Annotated in this window: 16 protein-coding genes and 1 tRNA gene; 9 read left to right on the plus strand and 8 right to left on the minus strand. The window is 67.9% G+C overall.

The window, feature by feature from the left end; all coding sequences use genetic code 11:
- The first annotated feature begins 1 nt into the window (after nt 1).
- Complete coding sequence (locus PSV23_RS11590; protein ID WP_300469289.1) at nt 2-1,033, plus strand: ligase-associated DNA damage response exonuclease; 1,032 nt, start codon at nt 2-4, stop codon at nt 1,031-1,033.
- On the opposite strand, the gene PSV23_RS11595 is transcribed toward PSV23_RS11590, so the two are convergent.
- The gene (locus tag PSV23_RS11595) at nt 1,030-2,661 is read right to left on the minus strand and encodes a response regulator (protein ID WP_300469099.1); all 1,632 of its coding nucleotides are present in this window, start codon (nt 2,659-2,661) and stop codon (nt 1,030-1,032) included. The genes PSV23_RS11590 and PSV23_RS11595 overlap by 4 nt on opposite strands.
- A gap of 193 nt (nt 2,662-2,854) precedes the next feature.
- Here PSV23_RS11595 and queC point away from each other — a divergent pair, with 193 nt between their 5' ends.
- Genes queC through PSV23_RS11610 form a run of 3 tightly spaced genes read left to right on the plus strand, consistent with a single transcriptional unit; the run spans nt 2,855 to nt 4,568 of the window.
- Entirely contained in the window at nt 2,855-3,571 is a 717-nt protein-coding gene (queC, locus tag PSV23_RS11600; RefSeq protein ID WP_300469101.1) for a 7-cyano-7-deazaguanine synthase QueC, read from the plus strand.
- Nucleotides 3,568-4,203 carry a 7-carboxy-7-deazaguanine synthase gene (gene queE / locus PSV23_RS11605; protein WP_300469103.1) on the plus strand — a complete coding sequence of 212 codons (636 nt, stop codon included), beginning with the start codon at nt 3,568-3,570 and terminating at the stop codon, nt 4,201-4,203. The genes queC and queE overlap by 4 nt, the downstream gene beginning before the upstream one ends.
- Entirely contained in the window at nt 4,200-4,568 is a 369-nt protein-coding gene (locus tag PSV23_RS11610) for a 6-carboxytetrahydropterin synthase (protein ID WP_300469106.1), read from the plus strand. Before queE ends, PSV23_RS11610 begins: the two co-directional genes overlap by 4 nt.
- A gap of 1 nt (nt 4,569) precedes the next feature.
- Here the strand turns inward: PSV23_RS11610 and PSV23_RS11615 are convergent, their stop codons facing one another.
- The 3 genes from PSV23_RS11615 to PSV23_RS11625 all read right to left on the minus strand — a co-directional run bounded on the left by PSV23_RS11615 (nt 4,570) and on the right by PSV23_RS11625 (nt 8,201).
- Entirely contained in the window at nt 4,570-4,842 is a 273-nt protein-coding gene (locus PSV23_RS11615) for a hypothetical protein (protein WP_300469108.1), read from the minus strand.
- Between the two features lie 80 nt (nt 4,843-4,922).
- Nucleotides 4,923-4,999: transfer RNA gene (locus PSV23_RS11620), tRNA-Val, on the minus strand.
- A gap of 16 nt (nt 5,000-5,015) precedes the next feature.
- A complete protein-coding gene (locus PSV23_RS11625) occupies nt 5,016-8,201 on the minus strand; it encodes an autotransporter outer membrane beta-barrel domain-containing protein (protein WP_300469110.1) in 3,186 nt (1,061 codons plus the stop codon).
- Between the two features lie 199 nt (nt 8,202-8,400).
- Between PSV23_RS11625 and PSV23_RS11630 the strand changes: the two genes are divergently transcribed.
- From PSV23_RS11630 to PSV23_RS11650, 5 genes are all read left to right on the plus strand, one after another.
- Nucleotides 8,401-9,294 (plus strand): SPFH domain-containing protein, encoded by an 894-nt coding sequence (locus PSV23_RS11630; protein WP_300469112.1) that lies wholly within the window; start codon nt 8,401-8,403, stop codon nt 9,292-9,294.
- Between the two features lie 30 nt (nt 9,295-9,324).
- On the plus strand, nt 9,325-9,480 hold the full coding sequence (locus tag PSV23_RS11635; protein ID WP_300469114.1) for a hypothetical protein: 156 nt from the start codon (nt 9,325-9,327) through the stop codon (nt 9,478-9,480).
- Between the two features lie 133 nt (nt 9,481-9,613).
- Nucleotides 9,614-10,861 (plus strand): glycosyltransferase, encoded by a 1,248-nt coding sequence (locus PSV23_RS11640; RefSeq protein WP_300469291.1) that lies wholly within the window; start codon nt 9,614-9,616, stop codon nt 10,859-10,861.
- Between the two features lie 70 nt (nt 10,862-10,931).
- A complete protein-coding gene (locus tag PSV23_RS11645) occupies nt 10,932-11,447 on the plus strand; it encodes a phosphoglycerate mutase family protein (RefSeq protein ID WP_300469116.1) in 516 nt (171 codons plus the stop codon).
- A gap of 112 nt (nt 11,448-11,559) precedes the next feature.
- Nucleotides 11,560-12,942, plus strand: coding sequence for an MATE family efflux transporter (locus PSV23_RS11650; protein ID WP_300469118.1), 1,383 nt, complete (start codon nt 11,560-11,562; stop codon nt 12,940-12,942).
- On the opposite strand, the gene parE is transcribed toward PSV23_RS11650, so the two are convergent.
- From parE to PSV23_RS11670, 4 genes are read right to left on the minus strand one after another with little or no spacing between them, the layout of a single operon-like run.
- Nucleotides 12,943-15,060, minus strand: a complete 2,118-nt coding sequence (parE, locus tag PSV23_RS11655; protein ID WP_300469120.1) for a DNA topoisomerase IV subunit B — start codon at nt 15,058-15,060, stop codon at nt 12,943-12,945. It abuts the gene before it with no gap.
- Nucleotides 15,023-16,378 carry an O-antigen ligase gene (locus PSV23_RS11660; protein WP_300469122.1) on the minus strand — a complete coding sequence of 452 codons (1,356 nt, stop codon included), beginning with the start codon at nt 16,376-16,378 and terminating at the stop codon, nt 15,023-15,025. Before PSV23_RS11660 ends, parE begins: the two co-directional genes overlap by 38 nt.
- Before the next feature lie 46 nt (nt 16,379-16,424).
- Complete coding sequence (locus PSV23_RS11665; RefSeq protein WP_300469124.1) at nt 16,425-16,703, minus strand: type II toxin-antitoxin system RelE/ParE family toxin; 279 nt, start codon at nt 16,701-16,703, stop codon at nt 16,425-16,427.
- Nucleotides 16,700-17,014, minus strand: a complete 315-nt coding sequence (locus tag PSV23_RS11670) for a hypothetical protein (protein WP_300469126.1) — start codon at nt 17,012-17,014, stop codon at nt 16,700-16,702. Before PSV23_RS11670 ends, PSV23_RS11665 begins: the two co-directional genes overlap by 4 nt.
- Nucleotides 17,015-17,080 lie beyond the last annotated feature (66 nt).

A 17,080-nucleotide genomic window follows, 5' to 3' on the forward strand; every position in this document is an offset into this window, starting at 1 on the left:
CATGATCCGGTTTGAAGACCTGCTGCGGCCCACGCCCGCGGGCCTGTATTGCCCACCCGGCGACTTCTACGTCGATCCGGTGCAGCCGGTGGATCGCGCCGTGATCACGCACGGCCACGCCGATCACGCTCGGTCAGGACACGGAACGGTGCTGGCGACGCCGCAGACCCTGGCCATCATGGCCGAACGCTATGGCGAGGCCTTCGCCACGCATCGGCAGGCCCTCGGCTACGGCGAGACGGCGTCGCACAATGGGGTCACGGTCGGGATGGCGCCGGCCGGTCATGTGCTGGGCTCCGCCCAGGCGGTGATCTGCTGGAAGGGTATCACCATGGTCGTCTCGGGCGACTACAAGCGCCGGCGCGATCCGACCTGCGCGCTGTTCGAACCCGTGCCGTGCAACGTCTTCATCTCGGAAGCCACCTTCGGTCTGCCGGTCTTCACCCATCCGCCCGACAGCGAGGAAATAGGGCGGCTGGTCCACTCCCTGCGCCAGTTTCCCGATCGGGCGCATCTGGTCGGAGCCTATGCCCTGGGCAAGGCGCAGCGCGTCATTCGGCTGCTGCGGGAGGCGGGCTGGGAGCGTCCCATTCACGTCCATGGCGCGCTGGAGCGGCTGAACCGCCTGTATGAGCGCGAGGGAGTCGACCTGGGACCGATCCTGCCGGCGACGGGGCTGAAACCCGATGCACTGGGGGGCGAGGTGGTGATCGCGCCGCCGTCGGCGACCCAGGACCGCTGGGCTCGCCGGTTCGCCGATCCGGTGCTGGCCTTCGCCTCGGGCTGGATGGGGGTCAGGGCGCGCGCCCGCCAGCGAGGCGTCGAACTGCCGTTGGTGCTGTCGGACCATGCGGACTGGCCCGAATTGACCGCCACCTTCTCGGAACTGAAGCCCGAAGAGGTGTGGATCACCCACGGGCGCGAGGAAGGCCTGCTGCGCTGGTGCGAGCTGAACGGTCAGCCGGCGAGGGCGCTGCGTCTCGTCGGCTATGAGGAAGAGGACGACGAGGCCGGATCGGCCGAGGTCAGCTAAGCGGCGGATCGGGCGACCGGGGCGGATGCGGATCCGGCTTTGGCGGTCGCGGCGGCCTGTTCGAGGGCCAGGTTCATCGCCATGCGCAGGCGTTCGGGCTTGATCGGCTTCTCGACCACGGCGGCCATGCCGATTTCGACGTATTTGCGCGCGTCGTCCGGATCGGCGTTGGCGGTCAGCGCCACGATCGGCAGGGCGCCGGCCGGACCGTCCAGGGCGCGGATGGCCAGGGTCGCCTGGACGCCGTCCATGCGGGGCATCTTGATGTCCATCAGGATCAGATCGAACCGGCGTTCCTGCACGGCTTCCAGAGCCTCCACGCCGTCCTCGGCGGTCTCCGAGGTGCAGCCGAACATCTCGCACAGCGCCTGGGCCACGACGCGGTTGGTGGCGTTGTCGTCCACGATCAGGATGTGGGGATTGGTCAGAAGCGCGCCGTCGCCGATGCTTTCGATGTTGGACGGGGCGGCATCCGCGACCTCGGTGCGGGGGACATCGACGTCAAAGGCGAAGGTCGCGCCATGGCCGGGATTGTTTTCCGCCCAGATGCGCCCGTCCATCCGGTCGACGATCTGACGGCAGATGGCGAGGCCGAGGCCTGCGCCGTCGGGACCGGAGCCATGGACGAACGGGTCGAAAATCTCGTCCACGCGCTCGGGATCCACGCCTGGACCTTCGTCGCGAACCCGCGCCTCGAGCCGGACCAGTTCGCCGACGGCCACGGCCTTGAGACCGGCCTCGACGATCCCGTTGCGGGCGAATTTCAGGGCGTTGCCGATCAGGTTGTTGAACAGCTGCTTGACGCGCACGCCGTCGATGACCGCCGCCAGTTCGGTGTCGCCCTCATAGCTGACCATCAGGGTGACATTGTCCTGGGATGCGCGAGGCGCCCAGAGCGACTGGACGTCGTCCATCAGGGCCCGCAGGGGCGTGGGCTCCGGATGCAGCTCCAGTTCTCCGGCCTCGGCCCGCGACAGGTCCAGGGCGTCCTGCAGGATGCGCAGCAGGGCTTCGGAGGAGTCGACGATGGTGGTGACGTGCGCATGCGCCTGGGGGTTCAGCGGCTGGCGGCGCAGAAGTTCGGCCACGGCCAGCACGCCGTTCATGGGCGTGCGCAACTCATGGCTCATGATGGCGAGGAACTGACTCTTGGCGCGGGCCGAGGCGAGGGCCTGGTTGCGGGTGTCGCTGAGCGTCCGGGTCTGTTCGGCCAGTTCTTCATTCTGGCGCCGCTGGTGGTCGTTGACGGCCTTCAGCAGGGACACCGCGGTGCCCACGCCGTGATACCGGCCCTGCCGGGTGACGATGAAGCCGCGCATCAGGGCGGCGGGGCCGCTCTTCAGCAGGATGTCGCAGAAGGCGTCGATATTGACGCCGGCATCGACCACGGCGGGCTCGGCGTCCATCAGGTGCAGCACCGGCCGACCGGCGTAGAGCGCGTGACCGAAAGGGGCGGCGATCTTAAGCAGGAAGGCATTACGCTCGATCAGGCCGACCGGCCTGCCATCGTCGACGACGGGGATCACCAGGGTGTCGGGTTCGCTCTCGAAGCGCGAGAACACAGCGCTTCCCATCGTCTGGGGCGAAACCGCCTCGGCGCGCTCGGTCAAGACTTCGATGGTCGGCATGTCCGGCCATAACTCCACTGCGACTGGCGAACATTGACTGAGAACCCTTTGCAGAAGGGTTAAGGACGGTCATCGCCGTTTTTGGGCCATCTTTGCCCTGCGCCCGGGGCTGGTGTAGAAGGCCCGCCCGCCATCGAGGCGGCCCATCCCCTTTGTTTATGCGCGCGGCCGACCGGCCGACCGCAGGTTTGTCATGAGCGATTTCCGCCCCGCCAGCGAAAAATCCGCCCTGGTCCTGTTCTCGGGCGGGCAGGACAGCGCCACCTGCCTGGCCTGGGCGCTGGAGCGGTTTTCGCGCGTCGAGACCGTGGGTTTCGACTACGGCCAGCGCCACGCGGTCGAGATGGAGGCGCGTCTGAAGGTGCGCGAAGGCATGCTGGCGGTCCTGCCGCAGTGGGCCGGCCGGCTGGGGCCGGATCATGTCGTGGACCTGACGGGCTATGGGCGAATATCGGAGAGCGCCCTGACGACGGATCGGGCGATCGAGATGGACGCGCGGGGCCTGCCCAGCACCTTCGTGCCGGGGCGGAACCTGGTGTTTCTGGCCTGCGCCGCTGCCCTGGCGGACCGGCGGAACCTCGAGGTTCTGGTCGGCGGCATGTGCGAGACGGATTTCTCCGGCTATCCCGACTGCCGCCGCGACACGATCGACGCCATGGCGGCGGCGCTCAGCCTCGGGCTGGACAAGCCTGTGGTGATCGAGACGCCGCTGATGGCCCTGACCAAGGCGGAAACCTGGGCCCTGGCGAACCGGATCGGTGGCGCGCCGCTGGTGGCGCTGATCGTCGAGGCGTCGCACACCTGCTACCGCGGCGACCGCGCGCACCGCCACGCCTGGGGCTATGGCTGCGGCGACTGCCCGGCCTGTGTGCTGCGGGCGGCGGGCCATGCGGAATGGGCGGCCGCATGACCTATTCCGCCAAGGAAGTGTTCCTGACCGTGCAGGGCGAGGGCGGACAGGCCGGACGACCGGCCGTCTTCCTGCGGTTCGCCGGCTGCAATCTGTGGAACGGGCTCGAGCGAGATCGGGCGACGGCGGTCTGCACGTTCTGCGACACGGATTTCGTGGGAGTGGACGGCGACGGGGGCGGGAAATTCACCAGCGCCGACGCCCTGGCGGACCATGTGCTGTCGATGTGGCGGGGCAGGGCGGGGGACCCCCGGCTGGTCGTCTGCACCGGCGGCGAGCCCTTGCTGCAGCTGGACGCGCCGCTCATCGACGCCTTGCATGCGCGGGGCTTCGAGATCGCCATCGAGTCCAATGGAACGCTGGCGGCGCCGGCCGGGATCGACTGGATCTGCGTCAGCCCCAAGGCCGATGCGCCCGTGGTGCAGATGTCCGGTCAGGAGCTGAAGCTGGTCTTTCCGCAAGCCCTGGCCATGCCGGACCGGTTCGAGCACCTGCCGTTCGAACGCTTCTGGCTGCAGCCGATGGACGGGCCCGACCAGGCGGCCAATACGGCGGCGGCCATCGACTATTGTCTGACCCATCCGAAATGGCGGCTCAGCGTCCAGACCCACAAATACATCGGCGTAAGATGAGCGTTTTCGAGATCACCAAGGCGGCCACCTTCGACGCGGCCCACCATTTTCCCAGCGAGCCGGAGGGCAGCATCTATCGTCGCATCCACGGCCATTCCTTTACGGTCGAGGCCACGATCCGTTCGGAGGTGCTGGACGCCGATCATGGCTGGGTCGCCGATCTCGGCGCGCTGGACCGCGCCCTCAAGGCGGCGGCCGAAGAGTTGGACCACGGCATGCTGAACGAGAAGCCGGGGCTGGAGCTGCCAAGCCTGGAGAACCTCTGTCTCTGGTTCGCCCGTCGCCTCAAGCCGGAATGGCCGGGCTTGTGCCGCATCCAGGTGGCGCGGCCGACCATTCACGAACGGTGCGTTCTGACGCTGTGACCTAGCAGTCGCGGCCCTGGCGCTGGCGCTGTTCGCAGCGGCGCTGTTCGCGTTCGTACTCGCGCTGTTCGCGCTCGCGTCTGGCCTTCGTTTCCTGGTCGGAGGTCGTGACCGCATCGACGCCCGCGCCGACCACGGCGCCGGTGACCTGGGCCGCGCCGCCGACGACCGCGCCGGCCGTACCGACGACGGCCCCGACCAGACAGCCTTGCAGCATCAGGGCCGCGGCGAGGACGCCTGACAGGGTGGCGAGACGGGCGGGGGACATGGACATGGCGAATCTCTCCTGACCGGCAGGGTTAGCCGCCAAGGGTGAACGCATCCTGACCCGGCGCCCGGCGAGGGTTTGCGGGATGGTGGGCGGCGAGGGGTTCGAACCCCCGACCCCCTCGGTGTAAACGAGGTGCTCTGACCAGCTGAGCTAGCCGCCCGATCCTCCGTGCCGGCCTAGAACCGGAAGCTGGCCCGCAGGAACAGCATGTAGCGGACATAGTCCTCGATCATCTCGGCGTCGGCGTTGATGGACAGCATGCCTAGTTCGTTGCCGATGTTCAGCCGGAAGCCGACGATGGGTCCGCCGCCCTCGATCGAGCCGCCGGCCAGGGTGAAGTCCGGACCGCCCGAGCGGAAGCGGGCGATGGTTTCGCCCGGATCGACCGAGATGTTCTGACGCCAGCCGACCCGCAGTTCGGGCCGCATCCAGCTGTTTTCGCCCATAGACATGCCGACGTTGACCGCGGCGGTCGCGGAGAACAGGTGGCCCTCGCGGTCGTCGATCTCCAGATCGAACCCGTCGCCGCCGCCTTGTTCGATATGGCCGTCCTCGCTGAGCGCGAAGTATTCGGCATAGACCTCGGGCCGGACGCTGAAGCGGCCGAAGGAGCGCTCGTACGACGCCCCGCCGGCCGCGGCCAGGGTGAAGCCGTTCCAGTCCGATTCATTGGCCAGGTTCAGACCGCCGCCGACGAAGCGCCGCTCGGAGTTGAAGGTCGCATAGCCTGCGGCCGCGCGCGCCCAGGTCGTCCAGTACTGACCCTGGGCGCGCCAGTAGAGGCCCAGTTCCAGCAGGTTCGCCGACAACACTTCCTCGGCCTCGGCTTCGGGGTCTTCCAGGTCGGACGAGGTGAAGGCCACCGTGATGCCGACATTGCCCAGACCGCTGCCGCGCTCGATACCGCCCGCGACGCCGAAGCCTTCCGAGCGGAAGCCGTAGGTGTCGGTCTTGTCCTTGTCGGCGTAGAAATTGATCTCCTGGACCCAGGCGCTGGTTTCGCCTGGCGCGGCCGAAGCGTTGCGGCCAGTAAGCGCTCGCGTCACGGCGTCGACGCCCGAGGCCAGCGAAAGCAGCGGACCGCCCGAATGTTCGGGCAGGAGCTGTTCGTACAGGTTGATGAACCCCTCGCGGTTGGTCTGGGCGAGGAAGGCGTTGCGCATGTTCAGCGCGTCGGGATCGCCGATCGAGGTGTAGAAGGCGTCATAGGCCGCGGCTTCGACGGCGATCAACTCGGCTTCGGCCGCGGTTCGCTGGCGGACATCGACGAACACCTCGCCGGCGGGGACGTTGGCGCCCGCCTCGACCACGTAGACATAGGGAGAGTTGGATTCGATCGAGTCCAGGTCGATCGCGCCGAAATTCAGCGTCGCTGCGTCGATCAGGGTGAACCGGTTCGGCGCCGCCAGCAGCGAGGTGAACCGAACGCCGAGGCCGGCGCCGTCGGCCAGGGTCGCCGTTCCCGCGACGTTGAAGCCGCCAGCCGTGTTGTTGGCCGGATCCAGAGTGATGATCAGGTCGCCGGCCGCGCCGACGTTCAAGCTGGTGATGTCCATGCGCGTGGCCTGGCGCGCATCGAGCGTACCGCTCGATACGTCGATGGCCAGGTCGCCGCCGGTGTCGGACAGGGCGCCACGCACCGCTGCGCCGCCCGTGATCGTCAGGCGGTCGGCACCGGCGCCGAAACTGATGTCGCCCAGGATCGCGCCGTTCCGGATATCGAGCGTGTCGGCTCCGGAGCCCAGCTTGATCGCGCCCACGATCATCGGTTCGTTGTCATCCGGCACGCCGTCGCCGTCGGTGTCGGGATTGGCTGTGGTCGGCGTGGCGGCGACGCCCGTCTGAAGCAGGGTCACGCCGGTCGTGTTGGCGCTGACGTCAATGGCGGTCGTCGTTCCCGTCAGCGGATCGCCTGCCTCGTTCGGGTTGAGCGTCGCCTGGAAGGATCGCGTGTTGGTGATCGAGGTGACCGTGCCGCTGAGGTCCAGGAGGCCGGTCACCGTCGCTGCGCCGCCGCCGGAAGAGGCGAGGATCGAGCCGTTGTTGGTCAGGCTTGTGACCGACGCGCCGACGTCAATCCGGATCGCCGTCGCCGACGAGGCGGTCAGTTCGCTGGCGACGGCGCCGGTGATGGCGCCGGAGTTGAAGATCTGCGGCGCGGTCGTTCCCGCGCCGATCCGGATCGCTGTGGCCTGTCCGTCCAGGGCAAGGGCGGACAAGGCGCTTTCGTTGCGGATGCCGCCCGCAATCGTCACCGTCTGGCCGGCGTTGCCGCCGAACACGACGCCGTTGGCATTGATGCCGCTGTAGACGCCCTGGGCGCTGATCGTTCCGCGGTTGATGAAGCCAAAGGCACTGTCGCCTGTCCCCACGGCGCCGAGCGAGATCGAGCGGGACGCGGAGCCGACCGCGATGGCCGGTGCGGCGCCAAAGCTGGTGATCGAGCCGGTGGGTTCTGTGGCGTCCGGAATCCCGTCGCCGTCTTCGTCGGTATTGGCCGTGTCCGCGTCGGCGGGCGCGCGGTCGATGATCACGCCGCCAGCGATATCGCCCGCGACGACGACCGCAGGGCCGCCCTGCAGTTTGTCGTCGGCGTCGAGCTTGCCTTCGAAGGCGTCGTTTCCGAGCGAGGTATAGCGATAGCCGGACGCGAGTATTTCGCCCTGAAGCGTCAGCCGGCCGCCCACATCGCCGCCGATCGACACCGCGGACGCATTGGCGCCGCGCGCGCTGACGTTGCCGAGAAGCATCACGCCCCCGGTAACCGTGCCCTGGGTGCGAACGGCGACCGAGTTGTCGCCGAACACCCGGATGGCGCCCTGGCTCTGAAGCTTACCGTTCAGACCCGATTCGATGGAAATGCCGTAGGAGTTGTTTCCATCCACGCTGATCAGGCCGGTCGTGCCGACGATCAGGTCGCCGGTGACGGGGGCGCCTGCCGCATACCGGATGCCGTAGCGGCCGGTCCCGTTCGCCCAGGGACCGTCGAGGTCGCCATCGTTGTCGGTATCCGGGTAGTTGTCGATATTGTCCGCGACGTTGATGGAGCCGTTGATCGTCAGGGTGGACGTCACCCCGGGGTTGACCAGCACTCCGGTCGCGCCGTCAGCGGCTGCGGCCATGTTGACTGCGCCACTGGACTCTATGGCGAGGTTTTCGCTCGCGTCGATCGTAACCGCCGCGCCGGACGTCACATTGATCGCGCCCCCGCTGGTGATGCGGATGTCGTCGGGGCCGGAGCCGCCCGGGTTCGACGCGGCGATCGGTGTCGTGCGGGCGGTCGAGATCACGACCTCGGCCATCGCGCCGGAGGCTGCCATCAGGGGAGCGATCGCAACCGCGGTCGCGAGTAGAATACGCATTCGGTAGAAACCCCTGTGGACGATACGCCAGAGACGCGGGCGATCCTCTAACAGGGACCAGGCCAGCCTGCCTCAAGTTTCTCGAATTTGAGGCGAATGCAAGGCCGAAGCCGGGCTGCGGGGTCACAGATCAAGCGCGACTATTGCGCATTGTGGCATCAAAATGATATCATTTTCATATTGTTCGAGGGAGGGCCCCATGACCGCCACCACACATTCCAGATCCACTGAACGCCCGGCATCGACGGCCAATGGCGTCGTTGTGCTGCTGATAGGGCTGGCCCTTCTGATTCTGGGGCCGATCAGCATCGCCCAGGATCCTGACAACGCCCTGCGGGTCGTGGCCGGCATCGCCGCCGCGGTTCTGGGTTTGCTGTTGATCTGCGGCCTGTATTCGCTGCAACCCAACGAGGGCATGGCGATCCTGCTGTTCGGCGACTATCGCGGCACCGACCGCAAGACAGGCCTGCGCTGGGTCCTGCCGTGGTACAGTCGCAAGAAGATCAGCCTGCGGGTCCGAAACCTGACCAGCGACAAGCTGAAGGTGAACGACAAGCGCGGCAATCCGATCGAGATCGCCGCCAACGTGGTCTGGCGCGTGGAGGATTCGGCCCAGGCCCTGTTCGACGTTGACGACTATCAGGCGTTCGTCGCCATCCAGGTCGATACGGCCCTGCGCGATATCGCCTCGCACTACGCCTATGATCATGGCGAGGAAGGGCAGGACTCCGAGCTGACGCTTCGCGCCGACGCCGAGGACGTAGCCGCCCGACTGCGTGACGAACTTGGCACCCGGCTGCATGCCGCTGGTCTGGCGATCGATGAGGCGCGGCTGGCCCACCTGGCCTATGCGCCCGAGATCGCGGGCGTCATGCTACGGCGTCAGCAGGCCGAGGCCATACTATCAGCGCGGCGCCTGATCGTCCGCGGCGCGGTGGCCATGGTCGAGAACGCGCTTCTGGACCTCGGTGAACGCGGCGTCGTCGACCTGGACGAGGACCGCAAGGCCGCGATGGTGTCCAACCTGCTGGTCGTGCTGTGCGCCGATCGCGAGGCCCAACCCGTGATCAACACCGGCACCCTGTACGGCTAGGGTATGGCGCGTCCCAGGAAGTCCTTTCTGATGCGCGCCTCTCCGGGCGTTATGGCGGCGGTCGAGCGATTGGCCGCCGCCGAGCTGCGCTCGGTCAACGCCCAGGTGGAAATCCTGCTGCGGGAGGCGCTGCATCGCCGCGGGGTGACACCCTCGGAAGACCCTCCGCAAGCGGACGACGCTTGAGCTTGGCTGCGAGCGGCGCTAGGGGCCGCTGATGGTCAAGTCGCATATGTCAAAGGTCCGCAAGGCCCGCCGCATCCAGAAACGGGTCGCGCGCGTTGGCGCATCGAGCGTCAGCGAAGCGGAGCGGGAACTCATGAGCCTGGCCGGCCTGGAAGTGCAGGAAGGCGAACTGCGCCTGATCCCCGGATGGGATGAGGAAGTCTCCCAAACCTTGAAGGCCACCAAGGCCGCCGGCGACGACGGGCGGCCCCGTCTGGTCGACACCACCATGCTGTACGCGCCACGCTCTGGCGGGGTGAAACGCTATCTGCTGTCCAAGAAGGCCTGGCTTGAGGCCAACCGTCCGGGCGTCGCCCATTCGCTGGTGGTGCCGGGCGCGCACCACAAGGCCGGCGATGACGGCATCGTTCAGCTGCATGCGACCAAACTGCCCTTCGGCGACGGTTACCGCTGGCCCACCTCGGTGCGCCGCTGGGGCGCCTGGGTGGCGTCGCTGAACCCGTCCATCATCGAGGCGGGCGATCCCTACACGCCGGGGCAGGGGGCCCTTGAGGCCGGCCAACGCGCCGGCTGCCCGGTCGTCGGCTTCTGTCACTCGGATCCCGCCGGTCTCGCCGCGCTCCACTTCGGCGAATGGGCCAAGAAGCCGGTCGAAAAGCGCTGGGCCCGACTGTTCGGCCAGTTCGACAAGGTCATCTCGCCCAGCCGCTTCATCGCCCGCCGGCTGGAAGAGGCCGGCGTCGGCAATATCGTCATCCGGCCGCTGGGCGTGGAGATTGACACCTTCCGTCCGGACCGCCGTGACCGCGACTGGCTGCTGAAGAAACTGGGCCTGCCCGCGTCAGCGCGACTGCTCTGTTTTGCCGGCCGCCCCGCGCGCGAAAAGAACATCGATGTGCTTATCGAGGCCGTGCAGCGTCTCGGCGATCCCTACTATCTGGTCCTGGTCGGCGCGGGCGCCGGCATGCCGGCGGAAGACCGGGTCATCTCGCTGCCATATGAGGCCAATCCCAAGGCCGTGGCCAAGATCATCGCCTCCTGCGACGCCTTCGTTCACGCCAACGACAAGGAGCCGTTCGGCCTGATCGTGCTGGAGGCCATGGCCTGCGGCCGGCCGGTCGTCGGGGTCAACGCCGGCGGGGTCAAGGAAACAGTCGACGACACGGTGGGCCAGCTGGCGAAAAGCGCGAACCCGGTCCAGTACGCCGCGGCGATCGAGGCCCTGTTCAACCGCGACATCGAGGCCATCGGCGCGGCCGCCCGCGTGCGGACGGTCGAACGGTTCGCCTGGAACCGCGTCTTCGAGGACCTGAGCTCCGTCTATGCCGAGGTCAGCGGGGAGCCGGCCTTCGCCCAGCCGGCCGAGTGGAAGGTGCACTGAGGCCTCGGCCGCCCTCTCGACACCCGACCCGCGCACGGTCAGTCTCGAACGAAATCGGGAATTTGAGATCATGAAACGTCTTCTGCTCGCCGCCGCCCTGTCGTTGCTGACGGCAACCTCCGCCATGGCGCAGACGGTCTATCTGGTGCGTCACGCCGAAAAGGCCGACGCCAGCGCCGATCCCGTGCTGTCGGAGGCGGGACAGGCCCGCGCGGGCGCCCTCTCGACCGCCCTCGCCGAGACCCATCCGGGACACATCTTCGCCAGCCCCCTGCAACGCACCCGCCTGACGGCGGCGCCCACGGCGACGTTTCATTCGGTGACTGTCGAGCCGATCGGCTTTGACGCCGGCGCGGCGGCCCATGTGGCGGCCATCGCCGAGCGGGTTCGCGCCCTTCCGGACGACGCCGTGGTTCTCATCGTCGGCCACAGCAACACCGTGCCGCTGATCGCGCGAGCGCTGGGCTACGCCGAGGCGGCCGATATGCCGGAGTGCGAGTACGACCGGATGACGGTGCTGCATCTGATGGAGGGCGGCGCCCACGGTCAGGTCAGCCGCTACGGGGCGCCGACCAACTGCCCATGAGGGCGGAGGCGGCTGCGCGACTATTATTTACCCGGGTAATATTGACGCCCGTATATTGCCCGGGTAAATCCCTCGGAACGACGCGGTCCCGCGTCATGCCGCGAGACCGACGATGCAACATGATCTGACCCAGGGATCGATCAGCCGGCGCCTCATCGGCATGGCGGCATTCATCGGGCTCGGCCTGCTGTTCCAGACGCTCTATTTCCTGATCGACCTCTATTTCGTCGCCGGGGTGGGGCCGGACGCCATAGCGGGTGTCGGTCTGGCGGGAGTGGTCTTCTTTCTGGTGATGGCGGCGGCCCAGATGGTGGCGGTCGGCTCCCTGTCGCTGATCGCCCGCGGCATCGGGGCGAAGGACTTCACCCAGGTCGACGGCGTGTATCGCCAGTCCATGCTGATATCACTGGGGTTGTCGACCCTGACCCTGATCGGCGGCTATGGCTTCGGCAGCATGGCCATCGGCGCGGTCGCAGCCGATCCCGAGACGGCGCGGCAGGGTACGGCCTATCTGCACGGCTTCCTGCCCGCGCTGGCGCTGATGTTTCCCACCGGAGCCATCGGGTCGGCGCTGCGGGCCGCGGGCGTGGTGCGGCCTACCATGCTGATCCAGTCGGCGACCGTCCTGCTCAACGCCATCCTGGCGCCAGTGTTGATCGCGGGCTGGGGATCGGGCCTGCCGCTGGGGACGTTCGGCGCGGGTCTGGCCAGCTCGCTGGCGGCGCTGGTGGGCTTCGTCGGTTCGGTGTGGGTGTTCGGACGCGTACAGACGCTGATGACCGGGCCGCTGCGCCTCGCCCGGCCCGACCGCGTCGTGCTGTCGCGCATCGTCGGCATCGGCCTGCCGTCGGCGGCGGAGTTCCTGTTGATGTTCCTCACCATGGGCATCGTTTATGCGGTGATCCGCAATTTCGGCGCCGAGGCCCAGGCCGGGTTTGGCGTCGGCTCGCGAGTCATGCAGTCGGTCTTTCTGCCAGCCATGGCCGTGTCCTTCGCAGTGGCCCCGGTCGCCGGCCAGAATTTCGGCGCGGGCCTGCCCGATCGCGTCCGACGCACCGTGCGGGACGCGGCGATTATCAGCTGCGTCCTGATGCTGGTCCTGACCATCGTCTGCCAGTGGGAGGCCCGCTGGCTGGTCGCGCCCTTCACGCCCGATCCGGCGGTGGCCGAGGTCGCCGCGACCTATCTGCGCATCGTGTCGCTGAACTTCATCGCCACGGGCCTGATCTTCATCGCTTCCGGGACTTTCCAGGCGCTTGGCGACACCCGGCCGGCGCTGGTCGGCAGCGTGCTGCGCCTGACGGCCTTCGCGAGCGGCGCCTTCTGGCTGTCGCTCCAGCCGTGGACCCGGCTGGAGCATTTCTGGTGGTTGTCGGCGAGTTGCGGCCTGCTGCAGTGCCTGGTCTCGCTGTTCTTCCTTCAGCGGCAACTGCGGCTGAAGCTGACGGGTCTGGTTTCGCCCGCGCCGCAGCCAGTCACGGCTCCGGCTGCCTGATCACACGTCCAGATCAGCAACCGCGAACTGGGCGTTGTCCTGGATGAACTGGAACCGGGCCTCGGCCTTCTTGCCCATCAGCCGTTCGACCAGATCCTCGATCTCGTCTTCCGAGGCCGGCACCGTGACCCGCGCCAGGGTGCGCTTCTTCGGGTCCATCGTGGTCTCCTTGAGCTGGGAGGCCATCATCTCGCCCAGGCCCTTGAAGCGGCCGATCTCGACCTTCTTGCCCTTGAACACCGTGGCGATCAGTTCGTCGCGGTGGGCGTCGTCGCGAGCGTATTCCGACAGCGGCCCGGCGCTGATCCGGTAGAGCGGGGGCAGGGCCATGAACAGCCGACCCTGACGGATCGTCTCGGGCATGGAGCGGTAGAAGAAGGTGATCAGCAGAGCGGCGATGTGGGCGCCGTCGACGTCGGCGTCGGTCATGATGACGATCCGCTCATAGCGCAGATCCTCGATGTTGAACCGGCTGCCGGGCTGGACCCCCAGCGCCAAGGCCAGATCGGACAATTCGATGTTGGCGCGGAGCTTGTCGGCCGTGGCCGAGGCGACGTTCAGGATCTTGCCGCGCAGCGGCAGGATGGCCTGGGTGGTGCGGTCGCGCGCCTGTTTGGCCGAGCCGCCGGCCGAGTCGCCCTCGACGATGAACAGTTCGGTGCCATTGGCCGACTGGCGCGAGCAGTCCGACAGCTTGCCGGGCAGGCGGAGCTTGCGCGTGGCCTGGGCCCGCTGGACCTCCTTGTCCTTGCGGCGGCGCAGACGATCTTCAGCACGATCGATAACAAACCCAAGCAAGGTGTTGGCCTGTTTGGGACTTTCGGTCAGCCAGTGGTCCAGCGGATCGCGCATCAGCTGCTCGACCAGACGCTGGGCGTCGGGCGAGGAGAGGCGGTCCTTAGTCTGGCCCTGGAACTCGGGGTTGCGGATGAAGACCGAGATCATGGCCCCGGCGTTGGCGATGACGTCTTCGGCCGTGATCAGACCGGCGCGCTTCTCATTGGTGAGTTCGCCATAGGCCTTGAGACCCTTGACCAAGGCGGCGCGGAAGCCGGCTTCGTGCGTGCCGCCGTCGGGCGTCGAGACGGTGTTGCAGTAGGAGGAGACGAAGCCGTCGGCCTCGCCGAAGCCGATCGGCGACCAGGTCACGGCCCATTCGACGGCGCCGGCCTCGCCCTTGCGCTCGACCCGGCCCGAGAAGGCGGGGGTCACTGTCTCCAGGTCGCCGATCCGCTCAGCCAAGGCGTCGGCGAGGCCGTTGGGGAAGTGGAACACGGCCTCGGTCGGCGTGTGGTCGGTGATGCGTTCGGCGGCGCAGGTCCAGCGGATCTCGACGCCGCGGAACAGATAGGCCTTGGACCGGGCCATGCGAAACAGGCGGGCGGGCTTGAACGCCGCGCCGACGCCGAAGATCTCCTCGTCCGGCTTGAACCGGATCAGGGTGCCCTTCTTCTTCGACGGCTGGCCCTGAACGATGGAGCCCAGCGGCAGCCCGCGGCTGAACGACTGTTTCCACTCATGGCCGTCGCGCCAGACGGTGACGTCCAGTTGCTCGCTCAGCGCATTGACGACGCTGACGCCGACACCGTGCAAACCTCCTGAAGTTTCATAGGCCTTGCCGGAAAACTTGCCGCCCGAGTGCAGGACGGTCATGACGACTTCGAGCGCCGACTTGCCGGGATGCTTGGGGTGCGGATCGACGGGGATGCCGCGTCCGTCGTCGCGAACCGCCAGCCAGCCCTCGGCGTCCAGATCGACGGTGATCAGTTTGGCGTGGCGGGCCACGGCCTCGTCCATGGCATTGTCGAGGACTTCGGCGAACAGGTGGTGCAGCGCCCGCTCGTCGGTGCCGCCGATGTACATGCCGGGGCGTTTGCGGACCGGCTCCAGCCCCTCCAGCACCTCGATCGAGGAGGCGGAATAGCTGCCGGGAAGGGGCGGCGCGGACGGCGCGGCGGGCGAGGGGGCTCGCACCGGCTCAGGTTCCGGCTTCGGCGCGGCGGCCTGCGGCGTCAGGGCCGGCTCGGGGGCAGGTTCAGGCGTGGAGACGGGATCGGCGGGACGCGGTTGCGTCGGCTCGTCATCGAACAGCGAAAGGAGGTCGGCGGACTGGCCCATGCGGATACTGTGCGGCGATTCGGGAGCCGGTCTGGTAGGCCCCGCCGCGCTTCTCCACAAGCGGAACGGCGGCCGTGGCGGGCGACGGCAGGACGGCGCGGGTCAGGACAGCGAGGAACAGCACCCAGGGCAGGCTCTGATGCTGCACCAGAATGCTCTCTGACAGGCTCAACACGAAGAAGGCGGCCAGAAAGCCCAGCGCCCACCAGCCCTCGCGGGAGCCCGCGCCCATCGAGCGCAGGACCGCGATCACGGCCGTCGTGGCCATCAGGACCCCGACCAGAATCGCGCCCGGCCAGCCCAGCTGCACCAGCAGGTCGATCCAGCCATTGTGGGCGCTGGGCACGGTCCAGCCGGTCTCCTTGCGCACCCAGTCGGCGGGGACGGATTCTCCAACGCGGCCCCAGAAGGCGCCGTAGCCGTATCCGGTCCAGGGCCGGTCGGCGACCTTGCGCATCAGGCTGTGCCAGATCTCGGTGCGGCCGGTCAGCGACGGGTCCTTGCCCAGCGCCTCCAGCACCGCGCCGGAGTGGGTCTCCCACGTCCAAATGCCTACCGCCGCCAGCACCACGGCCGCCCACACGGCCACGACCGTGAAGGCCGCGCCGCCGCGCTTCATCGACCAGAAGCCGCCGACGACCGCCAGGCCGACGACCAGGCACAGCAGGGAGGTCTTCGACTGGGTGGCCAGCACGAGCAGGGACGCCAGGGCCAGGGCGATGGCGGGCAGCAGGCGGCGCGGATCGGGCGAGGCCAGGCAGGCGGCCGCGGCCGTGGCCCCGATCACCATGACGGCCCCCATCTGGTTCTTCTCGTACCACAGGCCCCGCCACAGGCCGGCGTTGTCGTACTGGTGCACGCCGATGGAGGGGAAGGCGAACACCATCACCAAACTGCCGACGGCCATCAACAGGGCGGCGTGCATCAGCAGGCGCGGCAGATGCGGCCCGCGGAACACCGCGCCCAGATACAGGGCGAAGACGCAGCTGATGGCCAGGGCGATGACCCGCCGGCTGGTCGTCCCGTAGTCGATCGACCAGTATTTCGAGGCGAAGGCCAGGCCGACCACGGCGACCATGGCCAACACCGCCGGCCAGGCCCGCCACAGCCGGTCGATCCGGTACGCCGCCATGCCGAAGATGGCCGCATAGGCCGGCAGCCAGACCAGCCGCAGCACCGGCGTCTCTTCCTGCAGCGGCGCGAACACGGGCCCGATCAGGGCGCCGGTCAGCATTGCGATGACGCCGATGCAGATCACCCGTTCCCACAGGCTGGGGGCGGGCTCGGTCAGGACCGTATCTGGACGGGATTCGCGCACGCGTGCAGAGTCGGGCGTCAGGCTTAACGAAGGGTTGGGGTGATGCTCAGCCCCGGTCCTGGCGGCCGTGAAAGGTGCGTTGGACGATCAGGGTACGGCCTGATCGCCGATACCGGATCACGAAGCCGTCACGGCCGAACTGAACCGTCTTCTCCCGCGCTCCGGAACTGACGACCGTTCCCATGTCAGGGAAATCCGACAACAGGTCAATGACCTCCACGATCCGGAGGGCGGCGGATCGGCCCGCAGTGGGAGAGTGTTCCTTCAACCATCGCACCTGGGCCTCGAAATCGAGCTCGGCCTGCGGCGACAGAATGACCTTCATTCAGCCTTGCCGAATGTCTTGTCGATCAGCGCCACAAACTCAGGCCTGACCTCGCTCCACGGCCGTCCGACTTCGTTCAGGTCGTGGTTGGCGGCGATTTCTTCGCGGGGATCGTCGCCCTCGTCCGTCGCGCTCGTCCAAGCGCGGGCCGGCTCACCGACTCCGGGAGAGGCGGGGAGGTCATCGTCGGCGAGTATCCAGGTCTCAAGCATCGACTCGGCCATACGCTCGGGCGTGACGCCCGCCCTCCGCGCCGCCTCGGTCAGCTTCCGAAGGGTGTCGTCGTCCAGCTTGAGGGTGAAGGTCGCCATGGCGGTCAATGTGACATGGCATCGAGGAGCGGACCAGCGGCTGCTATCTGGGATTGTGCTCCGGCG

Source organism: Brevundimonas sp., assembly GCF_029946145.1.
Classification (GTDB): domain Bacteria; phylum Pseudomonadota; class Alphaproteobacteria; order Caulobacterales; family Caulobacteraceae; genus Brevundimonas.